The sequence below is a fragment of the Porticoccaceae bacterium LTM1 genome (assembly GCA_030252795.1).
GTDB lineage: Bacteria > Pseudomonadota > Gammaproteobacteria > Pseudomonadales > Porticoccaceae > SCSIO-12696.
Map to the genome: position 1 here is coordinate 923,185 of CP127080.1, position 12,381 is coordinate 935,565.

The window sequence follows — 12,381 nt, forward strand, 5'->3', positions numbered from 1 at the left end:
GGGTAGTGATTATGTCGCTTAACTTACTTGCGAGAATTCAGGTTGTTTTAGGTCTGGTTGCAACAATACTTTCTGGAGGTGCGGTAATGGCTGGTCCTGATCGAATCACCGGAATTGACGGCACCACCCGATCAGAAGTGATAGCCCCAAATGGCATGGTGGCTACCAGTCAGCCCCTGGCAACCCAGATAGGGCTGGATATTCTCAAACGCGGCGGCAACGCAATTGATGCTGCCATTGCGACAAATGCGGCACTTGGATTGATGGAGCCGACGGGATGTGGAATTGGCGGCGACCTGTTCGCTATTGTCTGGAGTGCAAAAGATAAAAAGCTCTACGGCCTGAATGCCAGTGGTCGCTCTCCGCAGGGATTAAGTTATCAGCAGCTTCAAGAAGAGCTTAATAAGCTCAATCGCGATGATATTCCACCATACGGCATGCTGCCTATTTCTGTGCCGGGAGCAGCGGATGGCTGGTTTGAACTGCACAAAAAGTTTGGCAAATTATCCATGCAAGAGGTTTTGCAACCGGCTATTGGCTATGCGGAAAATGGATTTCCTGTCTCAGAGCTTATTTCTTTCTATTGGAATTTAAGTGTTCCTCGTTTAAAGGAACAGCCGGGAGCATTTGCATCGACATTTACCATAGATGGCAAAGCTCCTCGCAAGGGGCAGATGTTTCGAAATCCCGATTTGGCCTCTACTTACCGACAGTTGGCCAAAGGCGGCCGTGATGTATTTTATCGTGGTGCCATTGCCGAACAAATTGATGCCTTTATGCGCAAAGAGGGCGGATACCTGCGCAAAGCAGATTTTGAAAATCATCGCTCAGAATGGGTTGAACCACTATCCACTAACTATCGCGGTTACGATGTCTGGGAACTGCCCCCCAACGGGCAGGGCATTGCCGCTTTGCAGATGCTCAATATCCTCGAAGCTTACGACTTGAAATCCCTGGGTCACAACAGTGCTGAATTTCTGCACCTGATGGTGGAAGCCAAAAAACTGGTGTTTGAAGATCGCGCCAAATTCTATGTCGACCCGGATTTTCACAAGATTCCTCTCCAGGGATTACTCTCCAAAAAGTATGCTGCTGAGCGTCGCAAGTTAATTGGGGAACGCGCTGCCCGGCGGGTGGAGGCCGGTAATCCACGCTTGCAACAGGGTGATACCATTTACCTGACCACTGCCGATAGCCAAGGCAATATGGTTTCCCTGATTCAAAGCAATTACCGGGGGATGGGTTCTGGAGTGGTAGTGCCGGGGTTGGGGTTTGGTTTTCAGGATCGGGGACAGCTGTTTTCCATGGACCCCAAACACGCCAATGTCTATGCGCCGGGCAAGCGGCCCTTTCACACCATCATTCCCGCCTTTATGACCAAAGATGGCAAACCGGTGATGAGCTTTGGCGTCATGGGTGGTGCCATGCAGCCACAAGGGCATGTGCAGATAGTCGTTAACCTGATTGATTTTGGTATGAACCTGCAAGAGGCGGGCGATGCAGCCCGCTGGCAGCACTATGGGTCAACCGAACCGACCGAGAGCCAGAATGCGTTATTGGCTACTGGTGGTGAGCTGGCTGTTGAATCCGGTATCAACTATCAGGTTGTTCGAGAACTGATGGATAAAGGACACATGGTTAGGTATTCAAGAGGGTATGGCGGCTATCAGGCAATCTGGTATGACGCGGAGCAGGGCGCTTATTACGGTGCCAGCGAGTCCCGCAAGGATGGTCAGGCAGCAGGATACTAGAGCCCGTAGACATTAAGACCTATTAACATGCTTCGTGCACCTCATATCAGGGGTACACCGTTACGGGGCTCTACTTCAGAGTATATACGAGTTGATCTGTAGTATTGATCACTAAGTATTGAGTTAGTGTATTAAACTACACCATGTTGGAAAATGTTATTAAAAATCATATTGTTATGGTCTTTCCTGGCGGTGTCATTCAGTATTCTTCCGTCTAAACTAAAAATATTCACAGATTTCGTTCGGTTTGGCGGCTTTCAAACGTATACCTGGTGAGAACGAAGAAGTATGGGCCTCTCATGAGAAACACCATGTCGGTAAAAAATGACAACATCATTGATTTTAATAGCCGTTTCCTGTCAAAGAAGGAGTTTCTGAGACGACTGTATGATCAGTACGAAACCTCTGTTCGAAGGTTTTTGTATGCTCGTTCGGTTAATTTCGATGAAGTTGATGATATTACTCAAGATGTCTTTGTGCGCTTGGCGCGTATGCCGGACTTGATGGAAAAGATTGACCCTGATGAAGATCGGTGTCGCTCGTATCTATTTTCAATTGCACACAATATAGTAGTGGACAGAGAGCGACATAAGGCGATAAAGAGGCGCCATAAAGAGAGTGGTAAGTTGGGTAATCCTGCCGATGTATATGAAATTTCACCAGAAATAGTTATTTCAAGCCAGCAGGATTTGAAGTTGTTGGAAAAAGCAGTTGTGGAATTGCCGGAAAAGTGGCGAACAGCGTTCTTGCTCAGCCGTTTTAAATATCTTCCTCAAAAAGAAATCGCGAAAAAAATGTCTGTTACTACCCGTGCTGTCGAAAAATATATATCAGCAGCCATTAAGCAATTAAGAAAATGCCTGGAGTATGGCGCAGGAGCGAATCGTGAGCAGTAAAGAGATGGACAGGATCAAAAATGACGCAGCTGTCGAGTTGATAGGGATGCTTGATGGATCGCTTATGACTCACGATGGCAAAGCTCAATCAAGCTGGTCAGATAAGTCTCCGGAATACCGGCGGGAATTTTTGCAAGCCAGTCATACGCTGGCGGATATAGACTGCCTTAAAGATTCGTCAGTTATTCAGAATTTACTGGAGCTGGCTGAATCCGGTGGCACACAGAAATATCGAAAATTTAACCACTGGAAAGGCTTTTCGATGGCGGCTGGAATATTGATCGCTGTTTTTGCCGGGCTTCTTCTATGGCAGGGTAATCAGGTGACGCCAAATGGAAAAATTGACAGATATGTAACCCGTATTGGTGAACAAAATCAGCTTACTTTGGCGGATGGAAGTACAGTTTATTTGAATACCGGCACTGAATTGCTTGTTGAGATGAATGAGGATGCTCGCAAATTGACTTTGCGTAGGGGGGAAGCGTATTTCGATGTGGTCAAACAAGCGGATGCGCCTTTTTCCGTTGAGGTCGGCGGTCGTACCATAGTGGTTTTGGGTACGACTTTCAGTGTGCGGGTTATGCCGGATCGAACACTTTTGGATGTCTCTGAAGGTGAGGTCGCCCTTATTCGTAGTGATGAACCACTTGCCAGTTATGGTCTGCAAGACATTGCAGAAGGTGAATTAGTCATGGCAGCTGGCAACCAATACCGAATTGGTGCTGGTTGGTCAGCAAATCTTGATGTTGCCAATGCCAGTATGTCAGCGATGCGTGTGGATATTTCCCGGGTGGCTGATTGGCGAGATGGTGTGCTTAGCTTTGAAGGGGTGCCACTGGTGGATGTGGTCCAGGAGTTGAACCGTTATTCGGCAAAAAAAATCATGATTATGGATTCGGAGGTAATGGGGTTGGAAGTCACAGCAGGTATACCGGTTTCCAGAATTTCTCAAGCACTGAGTGGGCTTTCCAAAGTGCTACCGATTCAGATTGAGAGTGACTTTGATCAGGTTTTTATAAGCTCAAAGGCTGATTAAACCATGTCATCCTGAGTCAATGAAGGAAATCCGAACCTATTGTTTTAAGTCATGTCATCCTGAGTGAAGCGAAGGATCTTTTAGTTGTCTTTGAGGTTGGAATTCTTCGCTTCGATTGGACTGACAAATGGTAATTTAGAGTGACGCGCATTAATCAAGGTAATAAGTAGGAGTTGATGCAAAGGCCTGAAAGTGGCCTTTATTTCAGTATATTGAAGTATAGAAAAATTCCTTTTTTTAATTTTTACCGTTCGGTTACCTGTGAGTTAAACGTAAACCTTATAGCAGACTCGAATTCTGCAATGAAAATACAAAACTTATAGGTGGATTTACTAGGTATGAATAGATCAGATCGTGTTTATTCCAAAAAGCGCCTGTCGCTGGCAGTAGCGGCAACTCTATCCCTCTCTACAGTTGCATTTGCATCCGCTTCTGATGAGCGTATGCAGCTTAATATAAAATCTCAGAAAGCAACGCCAGCACTCCTGGAACTGTCCAAAAAGACTGGATCGTTAATTATTGTAGAGCCAGGTATTGAGAGCAACTCAATCTTGCCAGCTATTGTTGGTGAGCTAACGTTGGTTGAAGCATTGGATATCTTGCTGACCGGTAGTGGTCTTACTTATCAGGTGGCCAGCGATGGTTCTATTGTCGTTGCTTCTGAAGAAAATGGTAAAAATCAAGGTGGTGAGGAGAAAGCGCAAGAAAAAAATGAAGTTGAAGAAGTTGTTGTTACCGGTAGTCGCCTGGTTCAGGATCCTGGAAAGCTTACTCGGCAAGTTACTGTTATCAGCCGTGAAGAACTGGAAGCCAGTGGCATGTCTCGGCTGGATGAGTATTTGCGCAGACTTCCCCAAAATGTAAATGCTCCAACTAATGTGGCATCAGGTACTTTTGAATCGGGTGCTACGTTTGGTAGAGGGAAAAACGTTTATGCTGGCAGTGGTGTAAATCTTCGTGGTCTTGGGGAACAGTATACCCTGGTTTTAATTGATGGACGTCGTCCTGCCAAAGGTGGATTGTATGGTGATGTGGCTGATATCAGTAGTATTCCTGTCGATCAGGTAGAGCGAATTGAAATCCTTTATGATGGTGCAGCAGCAATTTACGGTGCTGATGCTGTTGGTGGGGTTATTAACATTATTACCAACAGGGAGTTTGAAGGAACTCAGGTTTCTGTTGATGTAACCCGTACAGAAGATGGTGGCGCTGATGAGTTGAACTTCGGCCTGGGGCATACGTTCAACTTCGATAACGGTTCTCTTACTATTAACGGTAATTATCTGACCCGAGATCCATTGGCAGGTACCCAGCGAGAAATTCAGTTTACCCCTCTCCCGGCCGCTGGGCAGGGTTTTGCATTGTCCAATGATGAAGGTTTGGTTTTGCACCCTTCTTCTCCGGCAAATATAGGCACAGGCTTTAGTTATGATCAGGTACTGATGTTTGTGAAAGACGTAGATGGCGATGGGAAAACGGATAATGAAGCTCTGAATGAACGTGTACCAGGTGGTCAAATGGTGCCTAACTCATGGGGAGGTACAAGGCGAATTGACAATACACCACCTGATGCCGATTACTTGCCTGTTTATACTTTGCAGCTGCCGGACGGTGCTGGTCTGGATGCTTTGAGCCTTTATGATATTGTCGAAAATACCAGTGTAGAGCTACCAGTAGCGGGAGCCGCCTTTGAGGAAATCCTGACCACAATGCGTGCAAGATTTCCACTTGGTGAGAACAGCTATCAGGTCGGTAAGGGTTACAGTCTGTTGCCAGAGGATGACACCATTTCTGGTGGCCTATCATATACCTATGACTTTTCAAAAGATCTGCGTGTTAACCTGGCTGCTCGTTATTCGAAATCCTCGCGCCAAAGTGCCACTCGAAATGACGCACATCAGGATAGGGTTTTAGCCAATGTGCCGAATAATCCGTTTTTTTCCCATTTTTTATTTAATTACACCGATGATCTGCCCCAAACTACCCAGAAGGCAGAGACCGAGAACCGGTCTTTGTCTGGTGGCATTGATTATGACCTGAATCCCGATTGGAGTATGCAATTTGGTTTTGGTGTCAGTGAAAGTGAGAGGACTTCAGACAAGTGGAATTCAGTGGATGGAAGTGCTCTCAGAAACGCAGTCAATGGCCGGTATTACGACTCTGATCTACGTCAATATGTTGAAAATGGCTTGGGGTATTTTAAACCCTACTTTGGCTATTCCGGGCCAGAGGAGTATGTAAGTGCTCTGACTATCCCTTTCATTCATACCAGTACAGAAACAAAATCTCTTGATATGGATATCAGTGTAACAGGAGTTTTGGCAACACTGCCTGCTGGTGATATGAGAACTAATGTGATCCTGTCGCATGCAGAAACGAGCACTAATGTCTATTCAGAAAAATTTTCAGACACATTGAGTACGGGTGCTGGTTATACGGGTGGCGTTACTTTTAATGAGCAAACTGAACGTAAACGCACAGGCCTTGGAGTGGAATTGTCTGCTCCGGTGATTGACAGTTTACTTATGAATGTCAATGGTCGTTATGAGCAGTACGGTAATATTGATGAGAGTGCCTTGAATTGGGCAGCGGGCCTTAACTGGGAGCCGGTTGAGTGGATGACCGTACGTCTTAATAGGACACATAGCACTATTCTGCCAAATTCAATGGTATCCAATAGTTCTACTCGATTGATCTCCACTAGCTTTTATCTGAGGGATGAAGCTCGTAATTATTTGCCTGGTTACCCCCGGGTCCCAGCTTACTATATCTCGGGAGGGCGTGATGGATTGAGGCCAGAAACGAACTTTGGGACCTCTCTTGGGTTTATTTTCAGGCCCCTGGACGGCATGGAGGTACAGTTAAACCTGACTGAATCGAATACATCTGATCGTATTGGTAAGCCTAATGTGAATACTGCCTATACACCTTCAGAGTTACTGCCAGAGTCAATTGTCAATAACCCTGCACTTTATCAGGTGCAAAATGGCAGAGTGATTATTGATGATAAAACCTGGGTAGAACGTACACAAACGGCCAGACAAACGGCCGAACCTCTGATTGATGGTGCCTATGTGTTTGATCTCCGAGAGGCGAATATGGGCGCTGTTTCTTCTCGTAGTGCGGATTTTCGGGTTCGTTATCGAGCCAGCACAGATCTTGGTGACTGGTTTTTGACGTATACACATCAATATACTTTTGAGCATCAAGTTGATCCGGGTGAGTTTTGTCTGGGTGATGCTTGTACTACATCAAGCCAAGTTTATGATTTCTCATCTCGCACTGTTATTATGGATCCAACTGATACGCCGTTTGATCAGGTTGGAAATATTGACCGTCGATTGAGATCTACTCGTGGCTACTATCCCTTGCCCGAGCATCGGGGGGCACTGGATATTTCCTGGACTTACCGAGGTTTAAGTGCAAATGTTCAGACGTCAATCCAATCTGAAACATCAATTATAGAAGAAGAATACAGAAAAGGTTTGGATAGTAGTCATCAGTATATTTATCGCACAAACCTGAATCGCATTACGACCAAAGCGGCGACACCGGTAAACTTCAACCTTGGTTATGATTTTTCGGGGGATCTGTTCAGTGCACCTCGCTGGTTGAGTACTACTCGAATTAACTTTCAGATAAATAACCTGTTTTATTTCAAAGCTAAAGTTAGCCGAGAAGTTCTCAGTCAGGAGTTTGAGCCGGATGAATTTGAGGCAACCCGGTCTTTCTCTCCATATGGTGTTGATCCCTACGGACGTACTATGAGACTGAAAATTACAACAACTTTTTAAGACGAATTTACTTGGGTGATTTGACGGGGACATCTTGATGTCCCCGTTTTTATTGAGGTGAGTTGTATGGGCAGACTCTCTGTCACGCGAAGACTATGCAAATAATCGAATTCGATTATTCTTTCATGCCAATCAAATCAAACATAAACGCATAAACCAGTGCGCTTTCCTCCAAACGTTTGAATCGCCCGGACGCACCACCGTGGCCGGCTTCCATATTGGTTTCAAATACCAGCAGGTTGTCATCGGTTTTCAGCTCACGCAGTTTAGCCACCCACTTCATTGGCTCGAAATACTGAACCTGTGAATCGTGCAGACCGGTGGTGACCAGCATATTGGGGTATTTCTGGGCTTTTACCTGATCATAGGGTGAGTAGGAAAGCATGTATTCGTAGCTGTCCTGATTGTTGGGGTTGCCCCATTCGCCATATTCATTGGTGGTGAGTGGAATGCTCTCATCCAGCATGGTGGTAACTACATCCACAAAAGGCACGGCAGCGTGCATACCGCGGTACAGCTCCGGCGCCATATTGGCGACTGCACCCATCAACAGGCCACCGGCACTGCCGCCCTGGGCAAATACTTTGTCTTTGGCGGCGTATTTCTTATCAACCAGTGCCTTGGTGACGTCGATGTAATCGGTAAAGGTGTTTATTTTTTCAAACATGCGGCCCTGTTCGTACCAATCCTGGCCAAGCATTTTGCCGCCGCGAATATGGGCGATGGCATAGACAAAGCCACGATCCAGTAGCGTCAGGCGGGTAGAGCGGAACTCCGGTTCAATTACGGCACCGTAGGAGCCGTAGGCGTATTGCCACAACGGATTGGTGCCATCTTTTTTGAACAGGGATTTTTTGTACACCAGGCTAACTGGAACCTCTACACCGTCGCGCGCTTTTACAAATATGCGTTCACTCTGGTAATCAGCCGGATTGAAGTTACCAAGCACTTTATCCTGTTTTAACAGTGTCTTTTCGCCATTGGTCATGTGAATGTCGTAGACCGTTCCTGGCGTGGTGAGTGAGGTGTAATTGACTCGTACAGTGTCGCTCTGCATTTGCGGGTTGGTGCCGACTTCGACAACATAAACTGATTCATCAAATGCAATTGGATGGGTCTCGCTGGTGTTCAGGTCCATTACCTGTAACTGAGACTGGCCGCGTATCTTCTGACTGTACACCAGGTAATTTTCAAACAGCTCAACATCTTCCAGATAAATTTCCGGATCGTGGGCAATCACTTCTTGCCACTGGCTTTTATCGGCGGTGTGATCCTGATGCACTTTCATTAGGCGATAGTTATCCGCCAGCCAGTTGGTGTGCACATAAAACCACTCACCGCGCTTTTGAATGCTGTACTTCAGTCCTTTTTCCATTGGGTGGAACGGTTTGAAGTCGCCGTTGGGGTTACTGGCATCCAGTATCAGAATGGCCTCTTCGTTGGTGCCATCCTGGGCAATCATCAGGGTGCTGTCGTCTTTTGATTTGCCAAGGTTGATGTAAAGTTCTTTGTTCTTCTCTTCGTACACCAGTACGTCATCGGTTTGTGGTGTTCCCAGCTTGTGGCGATAGACCTGAAAACCCAGCAAAGTTTGTGGATCTTTTTTGATGTAAAAAACGGTTTCGTTATCGTTGGCCCAGATCATGGAGCCGGATGTGCCGGTGAGCTTGTCGTCGTACAGTTCGCCGGTTTCGAGATTTTTAAACTGAATATCGTAAATACGACGGCTCAGGGTGTCAGAGGAATAAGCCAGAATCTGGCTGTTGGTGCTGACACTCATGCTGCCCATGGAAAAATAGTCGTGGGGAGCGGCCAGTTCGTTCAGGTCCAGCAGGACTTCGCGTTCGGCGTCGAGCGAGCCTTGGCGACGAATGTAAATCGGGTAGTCGTTTTCGCCACTGAATTCGCTGGCATACCAGTAACCGTTTTTCAGGTAAGGGACGGAAGAGTCATCTTTGTCGATTCGGCTGACCATTTCGTCCAGCAGTTTTTGCTGCAGTGGCTGGGTGTGCTCCAGCATGGCTTCGCCATAGGCATTTTCCGCTTCGAGGTGACCGAGTATTTCTGGATCCTGGCGTTGGTCGTCACGCATCCAGTAATAGTTGTCGATGCGGGTGTCGCCGTGGATGGTCATTTCGTAGGGAATTTTTTTCGCTACAGGTGGAAGTGGACTATTGTCATTTGCGGCTTGTTGGGCGTTGTCGCCACAGCCTGCCAGCAGGGCGCTGATGGCAATGCTGAGTGCCAGTGTTTTGTTCATGGGGTTATCTCTTTTATTTGAAGGCCAAAATTGGAATTACAAACCGGCTACGATGCCACAGTCAGAGGTCAAGAAAAAGTTTGTCTTTCGGTTGTTTGAATCCGCCCTTACCTTACCGGAACAGGCCTGCCCTCATATAACCCACAAATCGGGCAAACCTGTTCCGGTAAGGTAAGGGCTGGTTTGGGTGCTATACCAGCAGTCTGTTGTCATCCTGAGCGTAGCGAAGGATCTCAAAGGGTGAATTGCGTTGAGTGCCGAAGGCGATATCTTCGGTTTTTGTGTGATAAGTTTTTGATTGGCGAGCCCGCTCTTTCCCTGACCTGATAAGCCACTCCTCATATAACTGACAAATAGTCGTGACCTGTCAGGTCAGGGAAAGAGCTACTTTGGGTAGGTTTGTCATCTTGAACGAAGGGAAACGGAGCATCATTGGCACTAAGCGAGCCCTTGCTCAACCGGAATAGGTTTGCCCGATTTGTGGGTATATGAGGGCGGGCCTGTTGCAGGGCTAGTTTGGTTGCCATCTCTCTTACTATTGTCATCCTGAGCGCAGCGAAGGATCTCAATGATCAGTGAGTAAGAGATCCTTCGCTACGCTCAGGATGACGGAAAAGGGAGGCTCAGGATGACGGAAAGGGGAGGCTCAGGATGACGGAAAGGGGAGATTAGGATGAAGGAGGGTCCAATTAACACCAGTTCATTAGCGGCTATCCAGGCTTATTAAAATAAATTGTTTACCAGTGACGGTGGTTGGGGTTGTGCATTGGTCAATACTAATCAGATACCCTGCTGGAACGGAGGTGCTGGAGCAGGAAAGATGTATCGGGCTGTCGGGAGCATAAATAAACAGCTGCTCGGCCTGGGGTAATACCAGTTCATTTGCTTCATCAAGCACTGCCAAATTTGCCTGAATACGATCCGAGTGAGTGATCAGGTTAAATGCTGTCACCGGTCCATCAACCAGTGTGGCGACAGTTTGGCTGTCACCGGAATACCGGGCCTTATCAAATGGCCGATTAAACTGGTCAGCTGTATTGTTATCGTGAACCAGCCTCATGCCATTGCCGGATAACAGCACCTGATCGCGCGTGTAGCCGCTGAAATTTGAAAAGGGGCCGTTGTTGGCAATGGTGGCAATGCTGAGTCGCCAATCAAAATTTTCCGCAGTTCCACCTGAATTTATGGCCAGTTCAATGGTGCTGCCCTGGCCATTTTTCCAGGGGAATTCGCGAAACTCATGAGGCGAAATAATGCGCAGCATTTATGACTATTCTGTGCCGACGATTTCGGTGGTGCGGACCCGCTTGCTGCCCGCTTTGACAGGGGCGCGTTTGGCTTCAGCACGTTTTTTTCGTGCCTGGTCAATGCTGTTTTTAAGAGCGATTAATAAGCCAGTTACCAGGAAGGCTCCCGGCGGCAGGATGGCCACCAGAAAGGCGTAATCGTCGGGGAATATATGAATGGTCCAGTCAGCGGCTGTAGAGCCAAACAGCAGTTGCATGTTGGCAAACAGGGTGCCGCTGCCGAGTACTTCACGCACCGCGCCCACTGCCAGTAATACCATTGCAAAACCCATTCCCATCATCAGGCCATCCAGCGCTGAAGGCAGTACGCTGTTTTTACTGGCAAAGGCTTCGGCGCGACCAAGAATGGCGCAGTTGGTAACGATCAATGGAATAAAAATACCCAGCACCAGATACAGTTCGTAGGTGTAGGCTTTCATTAATAATTCGGTGCAGGTGGTAAAGGTGGCGATAATCATTACGAACGCCGGCAGTCTCACCGCGTCGGAAATTTTGCTGCGCACCAGCGAGACCACAATATTGGAGCCGGTTAATACCAGCAGGGTGGCAAGTCCAAGACCCAGTGCATTGACGATCGAACTGGTGACCGCCAGCAGAGGGCAGAGGCCGAGCAGCTGAACCAGTGCGGGGTTGTTTTTCCAAAGGCCGTTGACCACGACCTCGCGGTAACTAGTTGCCATGGCTGTCACCTTGCTCATCGTTATTGATGCCGGACTGGCTGCGAGTGGCTCTCTGGATCAGGCGCTTTTTATCTTCCTGAAAATAGCGCAGTGCGCGGCTTATCTGATTGATGACCGCTCTCGGGGTTATGGTGGCGCCGGTAAACTGGTCAAAGTCGCCGCCATCTTTTTTTACTGCCCAGCGATTGAGTGATGGATTGCCGAGGGATTTTCCATCAAAGCCGAGTACCCAATTGCTTTTGGCAAGATCCACTTTGTCGCCCAGTCCCGGGGTTTCGCCGTGTTCGGTAATGCGAACCCCGGCAATGGAGCCGTCGATATTCAGGCCGATAATCATTTTGATTTTGCCGCTGTAGCCGTCCGGTGCAATGGCAGGGAATATCACTGCCGAGGGTGCACCATTTTCGTTGCGGGCGATATGTACCTTACCGCCTTCCGGCAGTCCCAGAGTCGGCCAGAAATGCTCGGGAATTTCCTCGGTATCCAGCAGCAAATCGTTGCTGTGTTGTTCAACCGGGATAATTTCCAGCAGGGTTTTCTGCTCCAGTTCGCGCTGGGCCGTTTCTATCTTGTCTTTGGTGCCGTGATAGGTGGTGGCCAGCAATGTCGCAGTAATCAAAGCGACTGCTGCCAGAGTCAGGCTGTTTTTACGCATTG

Annotated in this window: 8 protein-coding genes; 4 read left to right on the forward strand and 4 right to left on the reverse strand. The window is 47.7% G+C overall.

The genetic code is table 11. From position 1 onward, the window contains the following. Positions 1 to 11: 11 nt before the first annotated feature. The 4 genes from ggt (at position 12) to QP938_04075 (ending at position 7,477) form a co-directional block, all read left to right on the forward strand. The gene (gene ggt, locus QP938_04060; protein ID WIO75092.1) at positions 12 to 1,751 is read left to right on the forward strand and encodes a gamma-glutamyltransferase; all 1,740 of its coding nucleotides are present in this window, start codon (positions 12 to 14) and stop codon (positions 1,749 to 1,751) included. Positions 1,752 to 2,062: 311 nt separating this feature from the next. Next, entirely contained in the window at positions 2,063 to 2,647 is a 585-nt protein-coding gene (locus tag QP938_04065; protein ID WIO75093.1) for a sigma-70 family RNA polymerase sigma factor, read from the forward strand. Then, the gene (locus QP938_04070) at positions 2,637 to 3,683 is read left to right on the forward strand and encodes a FecR domain-containing protein (GenBank protein ID WIO75094.1); all 1,047 of its coding nucleotides are present in this window, start codon (positions 2,637 to 2,639) and stop codon (positions 3,681 to 3,683) included. The genes QP938_04065 and QP938_04070 overlap by 11 nt, the downstream gene beginning before the upstream one ends. Before the next feature lie 338 nt (positions 3,684 to 4,021). After that, positions 4,022 to 7,477, forward strand: a complete 3,456-nt coding sequence (locus QP938_04075) for a TonB-dependent receptor (GenBank protein WIO75095.1) — start codon at positions 4,022 to 4,024, stop codon at positions 7,475 to 7,477. 115 nt (positions 7,478 to 7,592) lie between these two features. On the opposite strand, the gene QP938_04080 is transcribed toward QP938_04075, so the two are convergent. The 4 genes from QP938_04080 to rsxG all read right to left on the reverse strand — a co-directional run bounded on the left by QP938_04080 (position 7,593) and on the right by rsxG (position 12,379). Beyond that, positions 7,593 to 9,737, reverse strand: coding sequence for a S9 family peptidase (locus QP938_04080; protein WIO75096.1), 2,145 nt, complete (start codon positions 9,735 to 9,737; stop codon positions 7,593 to 7,595). 703 nt (positions 9,738 to 10,440) lie between these two features. After that, the gene (locus QP938_04085; GenBank protein WIO75097.1) at positions 10,441 to 11,001 is read right to left on the reverse strand and encodes a HutD family protein; all 561 of its coding nucleotides are present in this window, start codon (positions 10,999 to 11,001) and stop codon (positions 10,441 to 10,443) included. 6 nt (positions 11,002 to 11,007) lie between these two features. Further along, the gene (locus tag QP938_04090; protein ID WIO75098.1) at positions 11,008 to 11,724 is read right to left on the reverse strand and encodes an electron transport complex subunit E; all 717 of its coding nucleotides are present in this window, start codon (positions 11,722 to 11,724) and stop codon (positions 11,008 to 11,010) included. Then, positions 11,714 to 12,379, reverse strand: coding sequence for an electron transport complex subunit RsxG (gene rsxG, locus QP938_04095; GenBank protein ID WIO75610.1), 666 nt, complete (start codon positions 12,377 to 12,379; stop codon positions 11,714 to 11,716). Before rsxG ends, QP938_04090 begins: the two co-directional genes overlap by 11 nt. Positions 12,380 to 12,381: the final 2 nt, after the last annotated feature.

Coding starts and splice junctions, on each gene's coding strand:
- rsxG (WIO75610.1), bottom strand. CDS start 12,379: ATGCGTAAAAACAGCCTGACTCTGGCAGCAGTCGCTTTGATTACTGCG.
- QP938_04075 (WIO75095.1), top strand. CDS start 4,022: ATGAATAGATCAGATCGTGTTTATTCCAAAAAGCGCCTGTCGCTGGCA.
- QP938_04065 (WIO75093.1), top strand. CDS start 2,063: ATGTCGGTAAAAAATGACAACATCATTGATTTTAATAGCCGTTTCCTG.
- QP938_04090 (WIO75098.1), bottom strand. CDS start 11,724: ATGGCAACTAGTTACCGCGAGGTCGTGGTCAACGGCCTTTGGAAAAAC.
- QP938_04085 (WIO75097.1), bottom strand. CDS start 11,001: ATGCTGCGCATTATTTCGCCTCATGAGTTTCGCGAATTCCCCTGGAAA.
- ggt (WIO75092.1), top strand. CDS start 12: ATGTCGCTTAACTTACTTGCGAGAATTCAGGTTGTTTTAGGTCTGGTT.
- QP938_04080 (WIO75096.1), bottom strand. CDS start 9,737: ATGAACAAAACACTGGCACTCAGCATTGCCATCAGCGCCCTGCTGGCA.